The sequence below is a fragment of the Salmonella sp. SAL04213 genome (assembly GCF_046550535.1).
GTDB lineage: Bacteria > Pseudomonadota > Gammaproteobacteria > Enterobacterales > Enterobacteriaceae > Salmonella > Salmonella enterica.
Window position 1 is genome coordinate 285,507 of record NZ_JBGDXS010000006.1, and the last position, 24,507, is coordinate 310,013.

Consider the following 24,507-nt stretch of genomic DNA (forward strand, 5'->3'; position numbering starts at 1 on the left):
GGGCCGGATACGCGTCTGCGTGACACTCCGCCCCGTCCTTTTATTCTTGTCGCGCCGCTTTAGCCATGATCTTCTTCAGCGCATGGGAAACGGCGACAAAACCGAACGTTGCCGTCACCATCGTCGCCGCGCCGAAGCCAGAGGCGCAATCCATCCGTTTTGGCCCTTCTGCGGTAGCTTTCATCGCGCATACGGAACCGTCCGCCTGTGGGTAAACCAGCGCTTCAGTGGAAAAAACACAGTCCACGCCCAGCTTACCTTTACTGTTCTTCACTACGCCAAAATTATGTTTCAATCTCTCGCGCAGTTTTGCCGCCAGCGGATCCTGGATGGTTTTCGCCAAATCAGCGACCTGGATTTGCGTCGGATCGATCTGCCCGCCCGCGCCGCCAGTGGTCACTAAAGGAACCTTATATCGGCGACAGTACGCAATCAGCGCGGCTTTTGGACGAACGCTGTCAATGGCGTCAATGACATAGGTAAAACCCGCGCTCATATAACCCGCCACATTATCCGGCGTGATGAAATCATCGATAACCGTTACCCGGCACTCCGGGTTAATTTGCCGAATCCGTTCGGCCATCACTTCCGCTTTCGCCAACCCGACGTTATCACGCAACGCATGGATCTGACGGTTCGTATTGGTCACGCAGACATCGTCCATATCAATCAGCGTAATCGCGCCGATGCCCGTACGCGCCAGCGCCTCTGCCGCCCATGATCCCACCCCGCCGATTCCCACGACGCAGATATGCGCCTCAGCAAACTGCTGCAGCGCTTTTTCACCGTACAGACGCGCGGTGCCGCCAAAGCGTTGGCGCCAGGCATCACTTATCACCACTGACATATGACCTCAGAATAAAAAAAGGTGAGGTTATTCCTCACCCCTGCTCACTATTTTCAGGCCCGATAGCGATCGCGTTATCGGGCAATCCGGTTGTCGCAGAATACCACAATCAGCCGCTAAACACGTTACCGGCGCCCGGCGCGCTTTTTAACACCCAGACGCGACCATAGTGATTATACCATCCGGCACGATGCCCGGCATCCGGGCCGATCCCCTGGTAAATATCAAAGTGCTGGCCTTTAATCGCTCCGCCGACATCCAGCGCGACCATCAAACGTAGCTCATACTGACCGCTAAATTTACCGTTGTTATCCAGCAACGGTACTTCCGCCAACAAGGTCGTACCCGGCGGAATGATGCTGCGGTCGGAGGCGACGGATGCTCGCCCAATCAGCGGTACAGCGCTGGCACCTTTGACCGGCGCAAAAGATTGCGGCTTAAAGAAGACGAACGACGGGTTCTGCTCCAGTAATTCACGCACTTCCGCTTCGCTGTGCTTCTCTCCCCATTCGCGTATGGCCTGCATCGACATATCTTCTTTTTTCACTTCACCGCGATCGATAAGCACTTTACCAATACTGCGATAAGGCCAGCCGTTTTTACCGGCATAACTAAAGAAGTTCAGCGGACTACCATCACCGAAATCAATATAACCGCTGCCCTGGACATCCATAATAAAGTTATCCATCAGCGAATTACTCCAGGCCAGGATGTACTTATCGCTCAGCGCGCCTGCGTAGATCTGAGCGCGGGACGGTAAGCGTCCGCGTTTTGGCGGCATACTATAGATAGGATACTGGAACGCGCCCTGGCGCGTATGGCGAGCCTGAACGACGGGCGTATAGTAGCCCGTGAACTGGACGTTACCGTAGTTGTCGGTGCCTTCCATCTGCCAGGCATCAATACCAAACTGGCGCATAGTGCGCGTATCGCCTCCGGAACGTAACCAGTTCTGGACAGCGTTATAGACGTTGCTTTGATTGGTGTATAAACGCGGCGACGCGGAACGGATCTGGTTGACCTGCTCGGCAAAGTCACCAGCATTAATCGGCGCGCCCACCGCGTCCGGCTGGTTTACCAGGGAGAAGGGCTGGGTAAATTTCCCGTCCTTATATTGCTGACCGCGATCGGTCGGTTTTGATGAACAGGCAGCCAGCATTGCCAGCATTACGCCTGTCGCCACATATTTTGCCCAACGTCCTTTCATGGTGTCTCGTCTTCTGCGTAATCGAAAGTGCCCGGTGAAGATAACAAACCGTCCGGAGTAATGAAATGCGATCGCGATCTCATTATGTAAATTCGTTTAAAAATCGCGCTATCTGCGGTGTATTTGCGCAATTCATGAGAAATTAGCGATTTATATGAAAAAAGGGTTGCAACAAAAGCTCAGCGGAGTATAGTGCGCATCCACGGACGCGGGGTGGAGCAGCCTGGTAGCTCGTCGGGCTCATAACCCGAAGGTCGTCGGTTCAAATCCGGCCCCCGCAACCAATTACAATGAGAATGCAAGTTTAGACGGACGCGGGGTGGAGCAGCCTGGTAGCTCGTCGGGCTCATAACCCGAAGGTCGTCGGTTCAAATCCGGCCCCCGCAACCAACTTAATGAACACCCTTACGGGTGTTTTTTTGTATCTGTCGTCTGGTCCGCAACGACAGTGCGGGCAGCATCCTACTTACCCGCGCAATAAACTCGCCGTCATCTCAGGTTAACTTCTTCTCGCCAGCGTCGCCCCATCGGCAAAATACGCTTTAATGCCCGCCAGAATCGACTCTGCGACCTGTTGCTGGAACGTCGCGGTCTTGAGCTTGCGTTCTTCTTCAATGTTACTGATAAACGCCGTCTCGACCAGAATAGACGGAATATCGGGCGCCTTTAACACCGCAAACCCCGCCTGCTCGACCTTGTTTTTATGCAGATCATTAATTTTACCAAGCTGCTTCAACACCGCTTTACCGAATTTCAAACTATCGGCAATGGTCAGCGATTGCACCATATCGAACATCGTATGGTCGACATAACGGTCACCGCTTTTGCTCACGCCGCCAATTAAGTCCGAGGCGTTCTGCGTTTGCGCCAGATATTTCGCCGCGGTACTGGTGGCGCCTTTGGTCGATAGCGCGAATACGGATGAACCGCTAGGCTGCCGGCTGGTGAAGGCATCCGCATGAATAGAGACAAACAGGTCGGCGCGCTGTTTCTGCGCTTTCGCCACCCGGACTTTTAACGGAATGAAGATGTCTTCATTGCGCGTCATATAGACCCTCATGTTGCCTTCTTTTTCGATCAACGCGCGCAGGCGGCGGGCTATCTGGAGCACCACGTCTTTTTCACGCGTTTTGTATTTGCCTATCGCGCCGGGGTCTTCGCCGCCGTGTCCCGGATCAAGCATAATGACAATGGGGCGGTCGCGCCCCGCTTTACCGGGCTGCGGCCCGCTTTGCGAAGGCGGCACTTGTTTATCCAGATCGCCTTTATTGTAGTCTTCCAGCAGCGCCAGCAGCGGATCCTGCATATCCTGCGCATTGGCAGGATAAAGATCCATCACCAGTCGTTCTTTAAAGCCTGCTACAGGCGCCAGCGCAAATAGCTGCGGCTTCACGTTTTGTTTTAGCTCAAAGACCATACGCACAGTCTTAGGATCAAACTGCCCTACCCTTGCGGATTTGATATACGGATCGTCGCTGCGAATCTGCGCGCCAATGCCTTTAAGCACCGAGTTCAGATTCACATCCTCAATATCTACCACCACGCGGTCCGGGTTACTTAAGGCAAATTGTTTATATTTCAGCAGACGATTCGACTCTACCGTGACGCGGGTATAGCTGGACGCAGGCCAGATACGCACCGCAACGACCTGGCTTACGGCAGCCAGCCCGACCTGGCTCACGCTTAATAGCCACATGGCGCCCGCGCCTTGTAGTAAACGGCGACGGCTGATTGCTGAATTGGCTCCCGACATGCTTCTCCCGAGCAAAAACTAAATAGAGATCATACAAAGTTCATCCAAATTGACCGGAAACTTTAGCGAATGACGCATAATCTGTCATCTATAAAAGGGTAAACATTCTTTTTATATTCACGGCATTACTAAGAAAAGCGATCGGACCGCATAAAATTTACGCTTGCACAGAGGGCAAAAACAGAATAAAAATACACTAATTTCGAATAATAATTCATTAGTGGGGCGCACAATGATAAAGGAACGTAAAACCGAACTGGTAGAAGGGTTTCGCCATTCAGTTCCCTATATCAACACCCATCGCGGAAAAACCTTTGTCATTATGCTCGGCGGCGAAGCCATTGAGCATGACAATTTTTCCAGCATCGTTAGCGATATCGGACTACTGCATAGCCTCGGTATTCGCCTTGTCGTGGTGTATGGCGCGCGACCGCAAATCGACGCCAATCTGGCCGCGCATCATCATGAACCGATTTACCACAAAAACACGCGGGTGACGGACGCCAAAGCACTGGAGCTGGTGAAACAGGCCGCCGGTTTACTCCAGCTTGATATTACCGCCCGTCTGTCGATGAGTCTGAACAATACGCCGTTGCAGGGCGCGCACATTAATGTCGTCAGCGGCAATTTCACCATTGCGCAGCCGCTGGGCGTTGATGATGGCGTGGACTACTGTCATAGCGGCCGTATCCGGCGCATTGATGAAGATGCGATCAACCGCCAGCTGGATAACGGCGCGATCGTTCTGATGGGGCCGGTCGCCGTCTCAGTGACCGGCGAAAGTTTTAATCTGACCTCAGAAGAGATTGCCACTCAACTCGCCGTTAAACTGAAAGCGGAAAAAATGATCGGTTTCTGTTCTTCTCAGGGCGTTACCAATAGCGAGGGCGGCATCATTTCTGAACTCTTCCCGAATGAAGCACAGGCGCGGGTGGAAGAGTTGGAAGCGCAGGGCGATTACAACTCCGGAACCGTACGTTTTTTGCGCGGCGCGGTAAAAGCCTGTCGTAGCGGCGTTCGTCGTTGCCATCTGATCAGCTATCAGGAAGATGGCTCGCTATTACAGGAATTGTTCTCGCGTGACGGTATCGGTACGCAGATCGTCATGGAGAGCGCCGAGCAGATCCGCCGCGCTACCATCAACGATATTGGCGGTATTCTGGAGCTTATCCGCCCACTGGAACAGCAGGGCATTCTGGTACGCCGTTCCCGTGAACAACTGGAGATGGAGATCGATAAATTTACCATTATTCAGCGCGATAATATGACTATCGCTTGCGCGGCGCTGTATCCTTTTGTGGAAGAGAAAATAGGCGAAATGGCCTGCGTAGCGGTACATCCGGATTACCGCAGCTCATCGCGTGGAGAAGTGCTTCTGGAGCGGGTTGCCGCCCAGGCGCGGCAAATGGGGCTGCGTAAATTGTTTGTGCTGACGACGCGCAGTATTCACTGGTTCCAGGAGCGCGGTTTCACGCCTGTCGATATTGAGTTACTGCCTGAGAGCAAGAAAAAAATGTATAACTATCAGCGACGTTCAAAGGTGCTGATGGCGGATTTAGGATAACAAGGTGGGCCTGATGGCGCTGCGCTTATCAGGCCTATGCTCGAAAGCATCATTTGGAGGCCGGATAAGACGCTACGCGTCGCCATCCGGCGAGAACTCGTCTTATCCGGTACGACTGACTTCATCAAATAAGGTGGCTAATCCGCTGCGCCGCTCCGTACGCGTCACAATCGCGCCTGCCAGGATCCGTTCATCGGCATACAGCGATAACCGCCGCCGCGCCCGCGTAACAGCGGTATACACCAGCTCCCGCGTCACGACCGGCGAACGCTGGCTGGGTAAAATCAGCGCGGCGTGATCAAATTCAGACCCCTGTGATTTATGTACCGTCATCGCCCAGGTTGTATCATGTTCCGGCAGACGGCTGGGCTGAACGGACTTGATGGTGCCGTCCGGCATCACAAACCAGACGCGTAACCCCTGTCCGCGATCGAGCGCAATACCAATATCGCCGTTAAATAGCCCCAACGCGCTATCGTTGCGCGCAATCATTACCGGACGCCCTTCATACCAGCGAGAGTGCGGATGCCGCTGAATTTTTCGTTGCTGCACCATCGCCTGCTCAATGCGGTCATTCAGTCCCCTCACGCCAAATGGGCCTTCGCGCAGCGCGCAAAGCAGTTGATACTCATTGAAAGCCTGAAGGATTGCCTCCGGCGTTGCTTTTTCATGCAGCAACCGCAGGTAGCGACCATAGCCCGCCAGCGCTTCATCCAGCATCCCGGCATAATCGTCGCTACTTTGCAATGTACGCTTCTCTATATCGCTAAACCCCTGCTGAAAAACAGCCTGGATTGCCGACCTGTCGCCGCAGTTAATCGCCGCCGCCAGCTTGCCGATGCCAGAATCGCTGCCGAAACGGTAGCTCTTTTGCAACAAACAGAGGCTATCGCGTAAAGATGCGGCTTGCGTTCCGGCCCCCGCCGGAATGGCGCTCCCTGTTAGTCGACTTAGCTGTCGGGCGCGTTCCGCCGTAAACCCTGCGTTGACATAGGCGCAAATATCGCCCAACACAGCGCCCGCCTCAACGGATGCCAACTGATCGCGATCGCCAAGAAAAATGACCCGCCCGTGCGGCGGCAGAGCGTCAATCAAACGTGACATCATCGGCAAATCAATCATTGATGCTTCATCGACCACCAGCACGTCCAGATGCAGCGGGTTGCCCGCATGATGGCGTAATCGCTGGCTGCCGGGCTGTGCGCCCAGCAGTCGGTGCAGCGTACTGGCGTCCTCCGGTATACGCTTTTTCTGCGCATCGGTAAGAGGAAGCTGACGCAACGCCGCGCCGAGCGACTCCGTCAGGCGTGCGGCCGCTTTCCCGGTCGGCGCCGCCAGCCGGATACGGCAACGTTCGCCATCCGCCATTTGAATTAATGCCGCCAGCAGCTTCGCGACGGTGGTGGTTTTACCGGTGCCGGGACCGCCTGAAATCACGGAGATACGGCGAGTTAGCGCTACGGCGGCGGCCACCTTTTGCCAGTTCACCTCCTCTGTCGGAGGGAATAGCGCGTCCAGAATACGGGATAACTGATCTTCATCTACGGCGATGGCCTGGTTAACCTCGTTAAAAAAGCGCGCAACCGTACGTTCGTTGCACCACATGCGATTCAGGTAGAGACGATCGCCGCACAGAATTAACGGCGCGGGGCTATCGCCGCAGCTAACCGCCGCAGACGCCAGTAACCGCTTTTTCCAGTCGATTGGCGTAGGCGTTTCGCTTATCCAGGCGACCAGTAAGGGATGCGCCTCCTCCGTTAACGTTAAACGCGACAACGGCAGACACACGTGACCTTCACCTGCGTCATGACTAAGCAGCGCTGCCGCCAGCGTCACGGCGGGATCGTCGTTACCGGCGACGGTTAAAGCAAACTGGGCATCAATGGGCCGTAAGAGTTTTTGTTCAACGGCCTCCAGCAACCGCTCCTGGATTGTCATTGCGCCTCCTCACTCATTTCACCTGCAAACATATCATCCAGTTGGTTAATTAACGCCGCCGCAGGACGAGTGGTAAAAATACCCTGCTGCGGACGTTCGCTATCCACCCCGCGTAAAAAGAGATAGATGACGCCGCCGAAATGGCGTTCATAGTCGTAATTCGCCATGCGATGACGAAGGTAACGGTGCAATGCCAGCGTATAAAGCTGGTACTGCAAATCATAGCGATGCGCCTGCATCGCCGCAGCCATCGCCGTCTGGGTATAAGCGGCGCTATCCTCGCCTAGCCAGTTAGATTTATAGTCGAGCAGGTAATAGCGCCCCTCATAACGGAAAACCAGGTCGATAAAGCCCTTTAACATGCCGCGAACCTGCATGAAATCCAGCGCAGGGCAACCTGCTGAAAGCGGGTCGTATCGACGAATCAACGCATCCAGCTCTCCGGCGGTAAGCGGCTGGGCAATCGGCAGATAAAACTCCATTTCGACCTGTTTTTCACGCTCGGTCAGCACGCTCAGACTAACGCCCGTCTCGTTAAGGGGAACGTGCAACACGGTGTCCAGCCAGCGGGTAAGTACGGGCTCCCATCGCGTTTCAAAACCACTCAGCTCCAGTTTTTCCTGTACCCATTGGGGGTCTATCGGTTGAGTAAAATCAAGCTCTTCAAACAGGCTGTGCAAAAATGTTCCCGGCGATGCCCCGCGAGGAAAGTGATGCGGCGTCATTGCTGGCGCTTCCGCCGCTTCGCCAACGCCTGCGGCGTCAATGTCGAGACGAGGAATAAGATCTTGCGCCACGCTATGTCCCCGCTGCTGCAAACCGGAATAACTGGTGACGCGCCAGCTATCATAAAGCAGGCGTTGCAACGTTCTGGCGCTGAGTTCCGCGTGCGATGCAGCGGCAATTTGCCAGCGGTCGTTATCCGTATTGCCTGGCGTTCGACACACGATATCCTCGTCGCATAGCGCCTCAATACAGGCGCGAAGGCCTGCGGCATCCATCGGTTCGCCTTTTTGCAGGAGTCGCCCAAGCGCGCTTTGGTGCACATCCGTCTCGCCTTTCTTATCACTGCGACGCCGCACCAGCGGCGCGACGCCGAGGCTGCAATGCCACACTGCACGGGTCAGCGCGACATAAAGTAGGCGCAGGTCTTCCGCCAGGCGTTCGGCTTCCGCCAGTGCTATGCTCTCTTCGGCGTGACTAAGGTCCAGCACCGCCTCGTAGGAGTGCCTGTCGTGATAAAAAGCCTGGTCCTGCACGCGGAAATGGGTGATAAAAGGTAGCCAGACCAGCGGGTATTCCAGACCTTTCGATTTATGAATGGTGACGATTTGCACCAGATGCTTATCGCTTTCCAGACGTAGTTGCTGGCTGGAAGCATTGCTATCGGGTTCAAGGATATGTTGCGCCAGCCAACGCACCAGCGCATGTTCGCTTTCCAGCTGCGAACCGGCTTCCTGTAACAGTTCGCTAATATGCAGAATATCCGTCAGCCGACGTTCGCCTCCCGCCGTCGCCAGCAGGTTTTCAGCAATATTGCGCGCCGACATTAGCGCGCGCAGCATAGGCATCACGCCGCGTTTATGCCAAATCTGTCGGTAGCCATCAAACTCTTCGACAACCGCATCCCACGCATTTTCATCATTGTTAAGCGTTTCGATATCCAGCGCGGTAAGGCCCATCATTGATGTCGCCAGAGCGCTACGCAGCGTATTCTCACGTTCGGGCGCCATCACCGCCTGCAACACCCACAGCATCTCCTGCGCTTCGAGCGTTTCGAATACGCTGTCGCGGTTAGAAAGATAGACGGAGGGGATCGCCAGTAAGGTCAGCGCATCCCGTATCAGCGCGGCTTCCCGCCTGCTGCGCACCAGCACGCTAATATCCGAGGCGCGAACGTGCCGCGACGAATCGCCGTTCGTCAGCAGCGCGTCGCCCGTTTGCCCGGCACGCAGCCAGTCGCGAATTTGTGTGGCGCACACCTGCGCCATATAACTTTGATAATCGCCCGAACCGCAGCTTTCTCCCTCCATTAGCCACAGGGTCATCGCCGGTTGAGGCGCGTCATTCACTTTAAATTGCAGCGACTGGTTTCTGGGCGCAAACTTTACCGGACTGAAGGGAATATCGCGGAACATAAAGGCGTCGTTCATCTGACTGAACAGCTTGTTAACGCTATTCACCATCCCCGGCGCGGAGCGCCAGTTAGTGTCAAGGGTATAGTGCGCGCTCACTTCGCTGCGAGCCTTCATGTAGGTAAAGATATCCGCGCCACGAAACGCATAAATCGCCTGTTTAGGATCGCCAATCAGCAATAGCGCCGTATCGGGTTGATGTCGCCAGATACGGCGAAAAATACGGTACTGTTGTGGGTCGGTATCCTGAAATTCATCGATCATCGCCACCGGAAAACGGGTACGAATCGCCGCAGCCAGCGCCTCGCCGCTTTCACTACGCAGCGCGGTATCTAAACGGCTGAGCATATCGTCAAACCCCAGCTCGCCGCGCCGGCGTTTTTCCTGAGCCACCGTTTCACGGATCTCTGAGAGCGCTCGGGTAAGAACCAGATCTTTAATCGATAGCGGTTCGCCCAACAGGTTATCAATGGCGACAAACAATGGGTGCTGGGGCGTCACGCCGCCAGCTTTGGTGCGCTCAGCTAAAAAACGCTGTGAAAATTTTCCCAACGCCTCAGGTAATTGATAATTTTTAGTCTCTTCTTGCGCCCACGCGGTGATCTTTTCGATCCATTTCGCCTGATTGCCGCGGTTGAACTTTCTGCGATCGATGCCGGATGATTCGATCAGCGCGTCCAGCTCGCTAACCGCCTCACACCACTGCTGCTTCACCTGGTTGATACGCGCCAGGATCTGTTCATGACGCGATGCCAGCGTCTCCTCCTGCGATGGCGGCGCTTTAATGACCGGCGCTTCGCCCTGCAGATAACGATCGATATCCTTTAAGAGCGCCTTCGGTCCCTTCCACACGTCAAACACCACCTGCGCGATGTCGCGCGGCAGCGGATAGCAATGACGCCGCCAGAAATCGGCGCAGGCCTGATAACGCAACAAAGATTCGTCTTCAATAAGCTGTTGCTCAAACAACATACCGGATTCGAAAGCGTTCAGGCTGAGCATACGCTGGCAAAAACCGTGGATGGTAAAAACCGCGGCCTCGTCCATTTGTCGTTCCGCCAGTAATAACCACTGTGCGGCCTGCTTTTTGTCGCTAATTTCTTCCAGCAAGCGGGCATACAGCGGATTATCCGTGCTTTCCCGCAGACAGGCGATGCGCAACTCATGGATATTACTGCGGATTCGCCCACGCAGCTCTTCAGTGGCGGCCTCCGTAAAGGTTACCACCAGCAGTTCTTCAACGGTCAACGGACGGGGAAATGCGGCACTGCCGCCTAAACCGAGCAATAACCGCAGATACAGCGCCGCGATAGTAAACGTTTTGCCTGTGCCCGCTGATGCTTCAATCAGACGCTCGCCTGTCAGGGGCAAGCGTAGAGGATCAAGAGTCTCGGCGACATCATTCATTCTTTTCGCTCATTAGAGGTAACGTTTGCTGCAATGCGCTGACGTTATCCCACACTTTCCAGCCTGTCGGATGCACGTATTCTGCTTTTCCATTCTGGCTACCAGCAATCTGTGACAATATTGCCATACCTTGTGGTTCCACCACCGCCTGGTGGAAGAAGTCGGCAAGCTTTTGTGGCGTCAGCAATTTTATCTGAGCGATGATTTTATCACGCGAGTCAAAGCGCATATTACCCCGATCGAAATCCTTGCTTAAACGGGATGCTTCTTCGCCCAACGTTTGCGGTGCCTGGCGCATTTGCGTAATGATCGCCTGCTGAATTTGGGCGAACTCTTCTGGCTTCATCGCCCTCAGCTTCGCCTCGGCGTCAGGGAAAAATGCCTGATAGCGTTGCCACAGGTAAGAGGGCTGTTTATCGTTGCTCTGTAGCAGGAATCCCATTCCCCACTGACGGCCAACGCTCATCGGAAAGGCGAAAACGGCGTATCCCAGTTGCTCTTCGGTTCGTAGCTGATTGTAAAACCACGGTTGAACAATCTGACCTAACATCGCGCTGTAGGCGGCGCTGACGTACTCGTCGTAGCCGACCGGAACAAAGACCGCGGCTAACGCGGAGTCGGTGCTACTGCCCGCTTTTTCAAATATTACGGACTGCTTTTTCTCAACCACCACGTCTTTGTTACGACACCACGCCGATCCGTTCGCCGCGAGCTGTTTTTGGACATCTTGCGCCAGAGAGGTCGCCTGGGCTTCGCTCATATTCCCTATAACCAGAAATTCCGGACGAGCGCCCGTTTTTAACGCATTACGATAGGCCATCACCTCTTTCAACGTAATGGACGGCAGCAAAGCGCGACGTTCATCACGGGAAAAATAAGGCACCTGCGAAATCATCTGCACCGGCATAATCGCCTGTTCGTAGGCTTTTCCCTTCTCCGCAGAATCCATCATCTGCGTATACCAGGATTTCGCCTGCGCCAGCTGTTCCTCCGTGGCGTCGTAGCTAAAATATCCTTCCAGCAACGCCAGGAAAAGCTGCGGCAAACGCTGGGTATAACCGTTCGCAGTGACCATCAGACCATTGTTGGCGTTAGTAGAAAAGCTAATGCCGCCCACTGCCGCCTGGTTGCTGAGCTGATCGAGCGCCATTCCCGCCAGATAATCATTAAGGGCGAACAGTACCTGATTGCGGGCGCTGTCCATCGCCTGCGGGTTACGCAATACCACGCTCACGTCAGCTTTTGGCTCGCTGGCGAAATAACGACTCGGCGCATAAACCACGCGCAAATCCGCTTTATCGACAATCAGTTCTGGCCGCACGTAGTTTTTGTCATTCTTAACAAGCGTAAAATCATCAGGAATATAGGGGTTTAACTCCGGTAGCGACAACGCAATGCCCTGTGCTTTTTGCTGCCAGTTTTTAAACGTCTGTTCGCTAATCTTATCGACCTGATAAGGCGCATCCACAAAATACGCAATCTTATTATGGGGTTCCTGGGGACTGATGTACCAGATGCGCGCATTCTGCGGCGTCATCATCGCCAGGCGATTTTTGATAGCGGCAGGATCGTAACGATCGGCGATATTCGCCGCATCCAGCGTATGCGCTACCGGGACGCGGATCATAGTGTCCGCCAGCCATTCGACATAGTCCATATCGCGGGTAATCGACGGATAGCGGAAGTCGAGATCCAGCACATGCGCCAGCTCGTCAAAGTAACGTTTATCTATCCCTTTTTCACGTAACGTGTTGAGATAGCTAAAGATAGCTGCGACGACTTCATCACGATTGGCCAAACCTTTATCGGTCAGCGTTGCCGAAATGGCAAATACGCCGCTGTTACCATTAACAATCGGATCGGAATCCGCGCTAATACCTTCGACCAGTCCTTGTTTTTGCAGCCAGTCAGAGAGCGTCCCCGGGCTACGATTGCCAATCAGATAAGAGACCAGTTCATCGGTCTTGCTACGGAACTGCGCGCTATTGTTATCAATACGAAACTCCACGCGCAGCACTTTACGCGGTAGCGCCGGCACGTAATGAATAATGATGCCCTTCTGCGCCTCGGTGATGACAGGTACGGTAATTTCCGGTTTTTTAATCTGTTTATTCGGCACGCGACCATAGGTTGCGGCGGCAATACTCGCCAGTTCCGGCAAGGGTTTATTACTGTAAATCACCGCCTTCATCAGATTAGATGAATAGTATTTTTCATGAAAAGCGATCAACGCCTGTTGCACCGGATTGCCCGGCTTATCGCTTAGCGTTTCCAGATTGCCGCCAGAAAAGTGCGAGCCTGGATGCGCCGGGTTAATGGTTTCGGCGCTTACCTGCGCCATACGCATACCGTCGCGGGTGCGCGCCATCGTCAGCTCGGCATTCACCGCGTTTCGTTCGCGTTCGGCATACTTTTTATCGAGCAATGGCGCGGCGATGGCGTCGGCCAGGCGATCTACGGCGCCTGGAAGCGCGTCGTTTTCAACCTCCAGGTAGAAGGCTGTTCGATAAGGCGCGGTGCTGGCGTTGTGGCTACCGCCATGTCTTTTAAGGTATTCGGCAAGGCTATCCGCCTGCGGATATTTTTTTGACCCCATCAGGCACATATGCTCAAGATAATGAGCAAGCCCCTGATGAGCCTCAGGATCTTCAAGCGATCCAACGGGCACCACTAACGCAGAAAGCGACTTTACAGCCTGCGGATCGGATACCAGCAACACCACCATGTCATTATCAAGACGTATCGCCTGATACTGCCGGGTATCTTTATCGCTTTTACGGATAGTTTCTTGCAGCGGTTGCCAACCGATATCCGCCTGAACTGCAGGCCCCCAGAGGGCGACCAATAACAATAACGCTTTGAACCAGGTGCTGCGGGGCATTCACGGACCTCATCATTAACTTTCATTCCCACTCATCTGTATGGTCACGTAAACCATCGACCTGAGCGGAACGGGATATTATTGTGCTGAACCAGGCAGCATCTTTTTATCAGTAATCAGTCCGTGACGAAGAGCGCATCATAGTCGAAGCCTTTTAATTGCGCGATTTTCATACAATCAACGAGACTGATTAAAACGAAACAGCGGTAACAGGTAATGTCGGGACTGCGCAATGATAGCCTGCAACGTTTCAGATTCCAGCTGACGCCAAAGACGTTGATACCAGATATCTTCGCCTTCGCCGCTCACCATCATGTTGCCTTCATAAGCCTGTAAAAACTTTGTCCTGGCCTTCTGTAAGGTATCATCGTCGTCTAACATGACATCATTTTCAGCGTCATAACAGGCTTTTATCCATGCGCCGCCGCTTTCCGGCAGTACCAATAGCGGAGAAGACATGCCTTCCCGGTAGCCTTCAATCAGTTGCGCCAGGTAAGCCATTGCCTGCGTTTTATCAAGAGGCGGAAATCGCCACTCTCCCTCTTTGCGCAAAAACAGGCGACTTTCGCCACTCCCGCCGCTGGCACAATAGACAAGGTGTTCCAGCCAAAGTTGCACACCTTGCGCCACGCTGATTAAAGCGGGACGCCAGCGCAATAATCCATCCTCCTGTACCTGCGGTAGCCAGCCGGTTAGCTGAACGCCATTGCAAAGCAGATCCACTTCCAGGCTTTGGCTCGGCTTACGGCAGGCGATGACCCGGCTTGCCAGTTGCTGCATCTCCTGACATTGCGCATCCCAGAATATTTCGCCAAACGCGCCGTAAGGCAACTCTCCCGCAGCCCGGAAACGGCGGAACAAGCGTTCGGCGTCGTCCTCTTCAACCAGCGTATTGAGCAACTGTTGGTTAAGTTGATATCGCGTCAATCCCTCTAATTCAAACGGTTCCGCATCAGGAATCTCACTCTCTTCCGAGCGGAAATTAACCTGAAGCCGCATCTGAAAAAATGCGCGTACCGGATGGGCCCAAAAACGCTGCAGACTTTCCAGAGTCAATGTTTCCGGCATCGTAAAAGGAAGCGGCTGCACAAAGTCAGAATGCGCTTTCCCCGACTGACTCGCCGCAGGCAACCACTCTCTGGCATAACTTTGCTGTTCGCCGGGTTGGTAATTTTGCGCATCAAAAGGCATACGGGTATGCAGACGCGTAATATGCGCTTTGACTCGTGCTTCGCTCTCATCACAGGTCAGCGTTTCGTCGCCCGGCAAATAGTGGCTTTGTCCGATGTAATCCACCAATTCTTGCACCAGTACAGAGGGAAAGCGTTCGCTATTATCCTGGATGGAGCGACCGATGTAGCTGATATACAACGTCTGCTGCGCCGAGATTAACGCTTCCAGAAACAGGTAGCGGTCATCGTCGCGACGGCTTCGATCCCCGCGCATGGGTTTTTGGCTCATCAGGTCAAAGCCCAACGGCGCAAGCTGGCGCGGGTATACGCCGTCGTTCATTCCCAGCAGGCAAACGACTCTGAACGGAATGGAACGCATCGGCATCAGCGTACAAATATTGATGGGGCCCGCCAGGAAGCGCTGGCTAATACGTTCCTGATCCAGACGCTGCGCCAGTTCATCCCGCAGTAGCGAAATCGGTACCGCGTCGCCATATTCCGCCGCGACGCCTTCGGCGATAATGGCCTGCCACTGCTGTTCAATCAATGTCATTGCCGCTTCCGTGTCCGCATCGGGCAGGAAGAAATCATTGAGCATATCGCGACAAACGGGCAGCCACTCTTCCAGCGGTCGCTCCTGCGCCAGACCGCGCCGCCAGATATTAAGCTGCATCAGCAGCGAAGCCAGATGCCCGACCAGCTCAGCAATCAGACCGCTGGATTCGTCATAAGGCAGAACCGACTGCCACTCGCCCTGGGCGCTTTCCATCGCATACCCCAGCAGCATACGCGTCAGGCCAAATTGCCACGTATGCTGCCCCGTGGCAGGAAGTTCCAGCTCGCGTACGTTGTCATCGTCAATTCCCCAACGAATGCCTGACTCATTGACCCACAAGCGCAGATAACGCAGCCCTTCTTCGTTGATCGTAAAGCGGGCAGCCAATACCGGTACGTCTAACAACGCCAGAACATCCTCGGAGACGAAGCGGCTGTCCGGTAACGAAAGTAGGCTGATAAATGCCTGTAACACCGGATGTGACTGACGCGCCCGCCGATCGGAAATGGCATAAGGCAGATAGCGCTCCGTTGGCGCGCTACCAAATACCGCCTGGATAAACGGGCTATAGCTGTCAATATCAGCCACCATAACGATAATGTCGCGCGGCGTTAGCGTCGGATCGGCTTCCAGCATCGCCAGCAGGCGATCGTGCAGTATTTCCACCTCGCGCTGCGGGCTGTGACAAACGTGAAAAGAGAGACTGTTATCCTCAGGATCGAGCAGACGCTTATTGTCGCTGCGCGAATACTCCTCAAGATTTACGCCCGCCACCGCATGGCTTTCCAGTTCAAGAATATCCGCCTGAATCCGATGCAAAAGATTATCTGGCGTAATATCAACAAACGCATCCAGCTCCTGGCTGTTTTCCAGTTCAGATAGCAGGTAGATATAATCCCGCCCCAGTTTTCCCCATGAGGCCAGTAGCGGATTACCGATATCCTGTTCGCCGTCGCTGTTAAATAAGGCTTCCGGATTCTGGTTTTCACGGAACAACGGTAAATGACGGTCTTCAAAACTGTGACGACGCTGGCGAGCCATGAGTTTTGCCAGCCAGGCTGGGTCTTTAATGTCCCCCCAGTAATACCGACACGGATTAGTAAAAAGGAGATGGATTTCAATATGTTTACCCAGCGCCTGCAATGCTCTGAGATACACTGGCGGTAACGCGGAAATGCCGCAAATAAAAACGCGGGACGGCAACCCTGGCGGGCAGGCGGTCGCGCTCTCCAGCGTCTGAATAAAGCGTTGGTAGAGATTGGCGCGATGCCAGCGCGGCTGCCCCAGCGCGGCGGTATATTCCACCAATGCTTTCCACAGCGGCGCCTGCCAGTTTTGCGCCTCTCCCAGACCTTCCACGGTTTTTCCCGCTTCCCACTGCGTAAGCCAGTCAGGCCGATAAACCAGATACTGATCGAACAGGTCGGCGGCGCGCGCGGAAAGCTGAAAGAGTTTGCGTTTATCGGTGTCGTCGGTCAGATAATGGCGCAGCAGTACAAACTCATCCTTATCCAGCAACTGCGGCAGCAAGGTCATCAGTTTCCAGCTCATGCTTTGTTTGCTGAAAGCGCTTTCTTTGGGGATATCCGGCAACACGCGAACAAACATCTCCCAGATAAAACTCGCCGGTAACGGAAAAGCGATATTCGCCGCAATACCAAACTTTTGTGAAAGGGTCATCTGCAGCCACTGCGCCATACCCGTGCTTTGTACCAGAATCATTTCTGGTTCAAAGGGATCATCCAGCCGCTCGCGTTCGACGATGAACTCCATCAACGCTTCCAGCACATCCAGACGATTGGAGTGGTAGACCCTTAACATAATTACTCCTGACGATTAACGATTTGGACAATGCAAGCGCGTCATCTGCCCCTGCCTGCCAGAGGGTGAAACCATCGTGACGCTGATGCTGACACATCCCGATTGCGTTGTCTGCATCCGGTTGGCCTTCCAGCCTTCAGCAGGCGAAAATGGATACAGCGCCGTTTGCTGCCACGCCTGCCGCCAGATCTGGAGATACTGGTGTCGTAATGCAAAACTGTGCATTAATACCCGCTGATAGCCTGACAGCGCGGTGACGATCATTACCATTAGAACCATCGCCACTAAAACTTCCGGGAGGCTAAACCCGCGTTGTAAATTCAGGGGATGCGACATAACGCCACCTCTTTTAACGGACAAAAATCGCTCCAGCCGTGGGGAGAAAAGACAATGCTTCCCTGAATGACGTTGCCCAAACGCCATAACGTCATGCCGTCATCTTGCGCCGCCATCACCACCTCATCCTCCGATAATCTCCGCAAACAGACCCTCGCTCCTGAAGGGGAATAGCGCCGACATTCCATTTCGGTTACGCCTGACCATAGCTGCCCCCGCCCCCATTCCAGCGCCGACTGTACGAGCGCCTGGCGTTGTATCGCCAGGCTCTGCGTCGTCACGCGGGCGGCATAGCTGGCCTGCTGCTGATTTACGCCTTGCAGTAGCAGACTACCCAGAATCAGTATTAAAAGCGCCAGTATTAGCGAAGAAGCGCCACGTTCCCGATTCACAGATTAAATCCCGTTACGCTGTATTGCGCGTCAATAACCGTCTGAGGCTCGGCTTTGCTGGCGCCACGCAGATGCAGCATGAGCACTGGCGAGAATCCCGTTATATCCCGGCGCTCAACGGTAAACGCCGTGATGAGTACCGTATTGGGATCGGTCATTTTTTCCCATCCCTTACCCTGGCAAGATGTTGCTCCGCGTAATGTTTCCAGAACGTTATCCTTCATACGGAACCCGGTCTGGTCGGCCTCTTTCGCCGGTATGGTATCCCAGACACCGTTATTATTCCCGTCCCACTGAACGATGACGCATTGCCCCTGTTCGGCAAGATGTAACCCTTCGCCAATACAGTGGCCATGGCAGTAACCCGCACGTTGAAGATGCTTCGCTACGGTATAGGTTCGCTGCCAGATTTCATCTTCCAGCGATAACTGTCGCGTGTTGTGCCAGATCTCACGCTGTAGCGCCGGTAAAAATCGTGCGGACCCAAGCAGTAAAATGGAACCTATCGCCATCGCCAGCACAACCTCCAGTAGCGAGAACCCCCGCGTGGTTATTGACACGTGGCGGCCTCGTTACGCTCGCATAGCCTGATTCGCCCCCAGGAAGAGACGACCAGACGCCACTCTCCGGCAGCGTTTTTCAGTACGATGTGCCCTGCCCATGCCGTATTGCGCAGGCCAAAGAAGGCTAACGACGGCGTGATATCGGCGAGGAAGACATCACGCCAGTCGGGCGTAAACACAAAGGGGGAAGATGACGTACACGATGTTTGCGTAGCAACAGAGCTGACAAAGCACCATGAACCGCCTTCGCTAACCACGCGAAGAATGTGATCGCGGTTATGCCAGTGAGCGTCCTCACGAAGTTGCAGCAGGTAATCCCGCACCTGACATGCGGTTTGCCACAGGCGCTGTTGCTGCTGCCAGCGTTGCCAGCCATAAAGTCCTGTGGCGCTGAGAATGATAATGAGCGACATCGCGACCACCGTTTCAATGAGCGTATAGCCCTGTTGTTTTTTCATGTCGGCAGTATGGCGGGCGGAAGAAAAATAACGAGCGCCAAATACAGATTGTTCGGCGCGTTACGGAAAAAAGTTCATGTCTTGCAGCGCGTTGCAAAATTTCAGGAATCCGCGCCGAAGATTGAGACGAAGGGTAAAAAAACCGACGCGCAATGACGTCGGTTATGGCAGGATCGTCAGCGCTTAGATAGCGACCGGCGCTTTAATACCGGGGTGCGGATCATAGCCTTCAATTTCGAAATCATCGAACCGGTAGTCAAAAAGCGAATCGGGTTTACGCTTAATGACCAACTTCGGCAGCGCGCGCGGTTCACGGCTTAATTGCAGGTGCGTCTGCTCCATATGGTTGCTGTACAGGTGCGTGTCGCCGCCGGTCCAGACAAAATCGCCGACGTCCAGGTCGCACTGTTGCGCCATCATATGCACCAGTAACGCGTAGCTGGCAATGTTGAACGGCAGACCGAGGAACACATCGCAGGAGCGTTGATAAAGCTGACAGGAGAGTTTTCCATCTGCGACATAAAACTGGAAAAAGGCGTGACACGGCGCCAGCGCCATCTTATCCAGCTCGCCGACGTTCCACGCAGAAACGATAATACGACGAGAGTCCGGGTCGTTTTTAAGCTGGCTTAAGACCGTGGCGATCTGATCGATATGGCGGCCATCCGGTGTTGGCCATGCACGCCACTGCTTACCATAAACCGGGCCTAAATCGCCGTTCTCATCGGCCCATTCGTCCCAGATGGTGACATTATTTTCGTGCAGGTAAGCGATGTTGGTATCGCCCTGCAAAAACCATAGCAGTTCGTGAATAATTGAACGTAAATGGCAGCGTTTTGTCGTCACCAGAGGAAAGCCTTCCTGCAGGTTAAAACGCATCTGATGGCCAAAAATGGAAAGCGTGCCGGTGCCGGTACGGTCGTTTTTCTGTGTGCCTTCATCCAGCACTTTTTGCATCAGTTCTAAATACTGTTTCATGGTTCCTCAGGAAACGTGTTGCTGCGGGCGGCGGCGATATGCCCAAACCATCATGATCGCGCCTGCGATAATCATCGGGATAGAGAGAATCTGCCCCATGCTGATGTACTGTACCCACGCGCCGGTAAATTGCGCGTCCGGCTGGCGGAAGAATTCAACAATGATACGAAACGCGCCATAGCCAATCAGGAATAATCCGGAGACTGCGCCCATCGGACGCGGTTTGCGAATAAAGAGATTAAGGATGATAAACAGCACCACGCCTTCTAATGCCAGTTCATACAACTGGGAAGGGTGGCGCGGCAATACGCCGTAGGTATCAAAAATAGGCTGCCATTGCGGATGTGACGGCAGCAGCGCAATATCTTCCGCGCGTGAGCCAGGAAAGAGCATGGCAAACCGGAAATCAGGATCGACGCGCCCCCACAATTCACCGTTGATAAAGTTGCCCAGACGCCCGGCGCCCAGGCCGAACGGAATTAACGGCGCAATAAAATCAGACACCTGAAAGAACGAGCGCTTCGTGCGCCTGGCGAAGATAATCATCACCAGTATCACGCCGATAAGCCCGCCGTGGAAGGACATGCCGCCGTCCCAGACGCGGAATAAATAGAGCGGGTTATCCAGAAACAGAGGGAAGTTATAAAACAGGACATAGCCAATACGTCCTCCCAGGAAGACCCCCAGGAAACCTGCATAGAGTAAATTTTCAACTTCGTTTTTGGTCCAACCGCTTCCCGGACGGTTAGCGCGACGCACCGCCAACCACATCGCGAAAACGAACCCCACCAGATACATCAAGCCATACCAGTGAAGCGCGACGGGCCCAATTGAGAAAATGACCGGATCAAAGTCCGGAAAATGCAGATAGCTACTGGTCATCTGTCACCACAATTTCTTGTTATTTCGCTGAAGAGATAGCGATTGATAAGTGCGCCTGCGCGTTGCAGACGCTCCAAAGGTGCGAATAATAGCACAAGGGTTAAAAGCGAGATGCCGATTACCGTTAAAAGATATGTATACGCATTGTCTTTCATCTTGCAGGCGTGTTGTCTGCGCCGTGAATCCACAGTCACTCTCTTTTCCCGCTCCAGTCGTTACAACCCTCCGCGAATCAATCCCCCCATCCCGCGGCGCTCCATAAACGCCGCCACCTGATGACGCACTTCGGTCGCCATCTGCGCCTCAAGGCTGCGTCTGGCAAGGGTTTGCGCGTCTTCAAAATCGATATGCCGCAGCAGATATTTCACACGCGCTACCGAACGGCCATTCATCGAAAGATGGCGATATCCCAGACCGATAAGAATCGCCACGCACATCGGATCGCCCGCCATCTCGCCGCACAAGCGAAGATCGAGGCCATTTTTTTCGGCTTCCTGCGCAATCATGCTCAGTGCGCGCAGCATAGCCGGATGCAGACTGTCGTAAATACTGGCCACGCGGGTATTGTTGCGATCTACCGCCAGGATATATTGCGTTAAATCGTTGGTGCCGACCGAGATAAAGTCGATCCGGTTAGCCAAATGCGGCAGCATAAATACCATGGACGGTACTTCCAGCATAATGCCGATACGCGGTTTCGGGATCGCATAGCCGATCATCTCCTCGACCTCGCGCCCGGCGCGTTCGATCAGACGCCGCGCTTCATCGACTTCATCAATACTGGTGACCATCGGCAGCAAAATGCTGAGGTTGCCAGTCGCCGCATTGGCGCGCAGCATCGCGCGGACCTGGATCAAAAAGATCTCCGGCTGATCCAGCGTAATGCGGATCCCGCGCCAGCCCAGACACGGGTTCTCCTCGCTGATCGGCATATAGGGCAGTTGCTTATCCGCTCCCACATCCAGGGTCCGCAGCGTCACCGGTTTATCGTTAAACATTTGCAGCATCCCTTGATACTGCGCCACCTGCTCTTCTTCCGAGGGAAACCCGCTTTGCAGCATAAAGGGAATTTCAGTACGGTACAGGCCGATACCGTCGATCCGACTGCCTAACTTTTCCTCATGCTCGGGACTGAGCCCGGCATTCAGCATCACTTTGACTCGCTCGCCGCTTTTCAGTTGGGCGGGAAGATTGACGTCGTCCTCCGCCAGACGACTGAGTTCTATCTCTTCACTAATGAGCCGCTGATATTCCTGAATAAGCACGGGTTCAGGATCGACCAGTAATTCACCGCGATAGCCATCCACCACCAACGTACGGCGATGTAGCACCGAAGGTTGGATATCAGCGCCCATGACGGTCGGGATACCGAGCGCGCGCACCATAATCGCCGCATGCGAGTTTGCCGCGCCGTCGCGCACCACAACGCCCGCCAGCCTGTCCTGCGGCAGCTCCGCCAGGGTGGTCGCCGACAGCTCATCCGCGACCAGAATAAAACGTTCCGGCCAGGCGTTTGGCCCCTGAACTGAATCATCAAGGTGGAATAACAGCCGCTGCCCCAGCGTGCGTAAGTCTCCCGCACGTTCTTTGAGGTAGTTATCGGTTAGCGCCGCAAATTGCTCGGCAAATTTTTCGATGATTTTTTTAACGGCCCACTCCGCAACAGCGCCTTTGTCGACCTCGGCGAAGAGTTCGCGACGCAGTCTGGCATCTGAAAGCAGGTGTGAGTACAGATCGAAAATGGCCGCCGTCTCTTTTTGCGCGCCGGCGGCAAAGCGTTTGCTGTATCGTCGGAATTCGTTCGCCGCCTCTTCCAGCGCGCCGGTCAGTCGTTCGCGTTCAAGAGAGGTATCCAGCGTAGACGCTTCGTAAACCTGTTCCATCAGCGGCATGGTCGCGTCTTGCCAGCCCGTTGCGATAGCCACGCCCGGCGCCGCAGGAAGCGCGCGGATTCGCGTCTGCCGGTATTGCCCGAACAGCGCTGTGACCTGCGACTGTGACAGGATAGCCGCCATCTGCGTAGCGAGCGTGACGAGGAAAGACTCTTCGCTTTCATCGTACTGGCGCAATTCGCGCTGCTGTACGACCAGCACGCCGAGAAGTTGGCGACGCTGAATGATCGGCACGCCGAGAAACGCGCGAAAACGCTCCTCTTTTACCGAAGGAATGTATTTAAAGCTGGGATGTTTTTGCGCATCGGCAAGGTTAATGGGTTCCGCCAGTCTGCCCACCAGACCGACGATCCCCTCATCAAACGCAAGCGCAACGGTTCGACCACGCGGTTTTTTCAATCCCCGCGTCGCCATCAGGTAATAACAGCGTCGGTCATGATCGGCCAGGTAAACCGAGCAAACCTCAGTATCCATCGCAAGACAGATATCCGTGACCAGAATATTCAGCGCCTCGTTCAGACGCGGCGCACTGGCCACTTTTTCGACTATTTCGCGCAGGCGAGTGAGCATAATTTGCGTGGCTTAACCTCTTTTACGTCGATAAGCAGGCGCGCTTTGTAGCTTAGGGGGATTATCCTGAAGCGCCATGACAACACTTGCAAACTCTTTCATTACCCTGCGGTAGACATCGCGTTTAAATGACACCACTTGTCGAACCGGATACCAGTAACTTACCCAGCGCCAGCCGTCAAACTCCGGCGTACTGCTGGTTTGCATATTGATTTCGGCGTCGGCGCTCATTAACTGCAAAAGAAACCACTTTTGTTTCTGGCCGATACATACCGGCTTTGTGTCCCAACGCACCAAACGTTTTGGTAACTTGTAACGCAACCAGTTGCGAGTAGAAGCAAGGATCCGCACATCTTTACGGCTTAACCCAACTTCTTCAAACAGTTCCCGGTACATCGCCTGTTCTGCCGACTCCCCTGGATTTATCCCGCCCTGCGGGAACTGCCAGGAGTGCTGACCAAATCGCCGGGCCCACATCACCTGCCCCTGACGATTACAAATTACGATACCTACATTTGGGCGGTAGCCATCGTCATCAATCACCGGACTACCTCAACATAAACCTTATATATGAACGATTGTTTCATACTCCAGTGAGACGGTAAACCACTCTGTAATAGTGACACAGCCTAATAACAATTGAATAACTCACAGTAAATAGCCGAGTTATAAACAGATGATGGCGCCCTTGCGCCATTTTATTCACCTTTTCTGTGGATATAGTTGTGAAGAAGTATGGAATTACCACGGGAAAACCCAGAACAGTCTGAATTCCTCATGCGGAAAACAGTAAAAATAGTGCCTTATATTCATTGTGTTATAGACAAATCTTACATGCTACCTTCATAAAGCGTGACCAGCATCACATCTAAGATCCTTATGCTGATGAAAGATCAACCAGCGTCGGTTTTATCCACAGATTGTGCCAATAACTTACGCACTATTTGTCTGAATTTTCGATTTTCGTCGCACGTCAAGGCTGTAAATGGAAACAGTAGTGGCGGTTTTACACAGTTATCCCAACTTTCTGTGGATAACATAGTGTAAGATCCTGTTTATTGTCAGTGACCAGAATTGGAAAACCCGCTTCAGCGTTGCGCAACACGAAGAAAAAACACAAAAAAGGCAATAAAAATCAGTCTATTGAATATAAGA

16 protein-coding genes and 2 tRNA genes are annotated in these 24,507 nt (G+C 53.8%); 3 read left to right on the plus strand and 15 right to left on the minus strand.

What is annotated here, in order from left to right:
• Positions 1–40: 40 nt before the first annotated feature.
• Together tcdA and mltA are read right to left on the minus strand one after the other, a co-directional pair.
• On the minus strand, positions 41–847 hold the full coding sequence (gene tcdA / locus ACLJPQ_RS16610) for a tRNA cyclic N6-threonylcarbamoyladenosine(37) synthase TcdA (RefSeq protein WP_080170062.1): 807 nt from the start codon (positions 845–847) through the stop codon (positions 41–43).
• Positions 848–956: 109 nt separating this feature from the next.
• Positions 957–2,054, minus strand: coding sequence for a murein transglycosylase A (mltA, locus tag ACLJPQ_RS16615; RefSeq protein ID WP_000678626.1), 1,098 nt, complete (start codon positions 2,052–2,054; stop codon positions 957–959).
• Positions 2,055–2,261: 207 nt separating this feature from the next.
• Here mltA and ACLJPQ_RS16620 point away from each other — a divergent pair.
• Together ACLJPQ_RS16620 and ACLJPQ_RS16625 are read left to right on the plus strand one after the other, a co-directional pair.
• Positions 2,262–2,338, plus strand: a tRNA-Met gene (locus ACLJPQ_RS16620).
• Positions 2,339–2,367: 29 nt separating this feature from the next.
• A tRNA-Met gene (locus ACLJPQ_RS16625) sits at positions 2,368–2,444 on the plus strand.
• Between the two features lie 109 nt (positions 2,445–2,553).
• Here the strand turns inward: ACLJPQ_RS16625 and amiC are convergent.
• Entirely contained in the window at positions 2,554–3,807 is a 1,254-nt protein-coding gene (gene amiC, locus ACLJPQ_RS16630; RefSeq protein ID WP_000011922.1) for an N-acetylmuramoyl-L-alanine amidase AmiC, read from the minus strand.
• A 232-nt stretch (positions 3,808–4,039) separates the two neighbouring features.
• Here amiC and argA point away from each other — a divergent pair, with 232 nt between their 5' ends.
• Positions 4,040–5,371, plus strand: coding sequence for an amino-acid N-acetyltransferase (argA, locus tag ACLJPQ_RS16635; protein ID WP_000588964.1), 1,332 nt, complete (start codon positions 4,040–4,042; stop codon positions 5,369–5,371).
• Between the two features lie 102 nt (positions 5,372–5,473).
• Here the strand turns inward: argA and recD are convergent, their stop codons facing one another.
• The 12 genes from recD to rppH all read right to left on the minus strand — a co-directional run bounded on the left by recD (position 5,474) and on the right by rppH (position 23,895).
• Entirely contained in the window at positions 5,474–7,309 is a 1,836-nt protein-coding gene (gene recD, locus ACLJPQ_RS16640) for an exodeoxyribonuclease V subunit alpha (protein ID WP_080184773.1), read from the minus strand.
• Positions 7,306–10,851: an exodeoxyribonuclease V subunit beta gene (gene recB / locus ACLJPQ_RS16645; protein ID WP_080184774.1), complete on the minus strand. Its 3,546-nt coding sequence runs from the start codon at positions 10,849–10,851 to the stop codon at positions 7,306–7,308. The genes recD and recB overlap by 4 nt, the downstream gene beginning before the upstream one ends.
• Positions 10,844–13,732 carry a pitrilysin gene (ptrA, locus tag ACLJPQ_RS16650; protein ID WP_001138240.1) on the minus strand — a complete coding sequence of 963 codons (2,889 nt, stop codon included), beginning with the start codon at positions 13,730–13,732 and terminating at the stop codon, positions 10,844–10,846. The genes recB and ptrA overlap by 8 nt, the downstream gene beginning before the upstream one ends.
• Positions 13,733–13,909: 177 nt before the next feature.
• Entirely contained in the window at positions 13,910–17,281 is a 3,372-nt protein-coding gene (recC, locus tag ACLJPQ_RS16655) for an exodeoxyribonuclease V subunit gamma (RefSeq protein ID WP_000946832.1), read from the minus strand.
• Positions 17,282–17,296: 15 nt separating this feature from the next.
• Positions 17,297–17,617 carry a prepilin-type N-terminal cleavage/methylation domain-containing protein gene (locus tag ACLJPQ_RS16660; protein ID WP_000019294.1) on the minus strand — a complete coding sequence of 107 codons (321 nt, stop codon included), beginning with the start codon at positions 17,615–17,617 and terminating at the stop codon, positions 17,297–17,299.
• Positions 17,602–18,009, minus strand: coding sequence for a DUF2509 family protein (locus ACLJPQ_RS16665; RefSeq protein ID WP_001078527.1), 408 nt, complete (start codon positions 18,007–18,009; stop codon positions 17,602–17,604). The genes ACLJPQ_RS16660 and ACLJPQ_RS16665 overlap by 16 nt, the downstream gene beginning before the upstream one ends.
• The gene (locus tag ACLJPQ_RS16670; protein WP_000029150.1) at positions 18,006–18,569 is read right to left on the minus strand and encodes a prepilin peptidase-dependent protein; all 564 of its coding nucleotides are present in this window, start codon (positions 18,567–18,569) and stop codon (positions 18,006–18,008) included. The genes ACLJPQ_RS16665 and ACLJPQ_RS16670 overlap by 4 nt, the downstream gene beginning before the upstream one ends.
• Positions 18,560–19,030: a prepilin peptidase-dependent protein gene (locus ACLJPQ_RS16675; RefSeq protein WP_000744670.1), complete on the minus strand. Its 471-nt coding sequence runs from the start codon at positions 19,028–19,030 to the stop codon at positions 18,560–18,562. The genes ACLJPQ_RS16670 and ACLJPQ_RS16675 overlap by 10 nt, the downstream gene beginning before the upstream one ends.
• Positions 19,031–19,213: 183 nt before the next feature.
• Positions 19,214–20,008, minus strand: coding sequence for a thymidylate synthase (gene thyA / locus ACLJPQ_RS16680; RefSeq protein WP_000816247.1), 795 nt, complete (start codon positions 20,006–20,008; stop codon positions 19,214–19,216).
• 6 nt (positions 20,009–20,014) lie between these two features.
• The gene (gene lgt / locus ACLJPQ_RS16685; RefSeq protein ID WP_000204645.1) at positions 20,015–20,890 is read right to left on the minus strand and encodes a prolipoprotein diacylglyceryl transferase; all 876 of its coding nucleotides are present in this window, start codon (positions 20,888–20,890) and stop codon (positions 20,015–20,017) included.
• A gap of 215 nt (positions 20,891–21,105) precedes the next feature.
• Positions 21,106–23,352, minus strand: coding sequence for a phosphoenolpyruvate--protein phosphotransferase (gene ptsP / locus ACLJPQ_RS16690; RefSeq protein WP_000957888.1), 2,247 nt, complete (start codon positions 23,350–23,352; stop codon positions 21,106–21,108).
• Between the two features lie 12 nt (positions 23,353–23,364).
• On the minus strand, positions 23,365–23,895 hold the full coding sequence (gene rppH / locus ACLJPQ_RS16695; RefSeq protein ID WP_000564481.1) for an RNA pyrophosphohydrolase: 531 nt from the start codon (positions 23,893–23,895) through the stop codon (positions 23,365–23,367).
• Positions 23,896–24,507 lie beyond the last annotated feature (612 nt).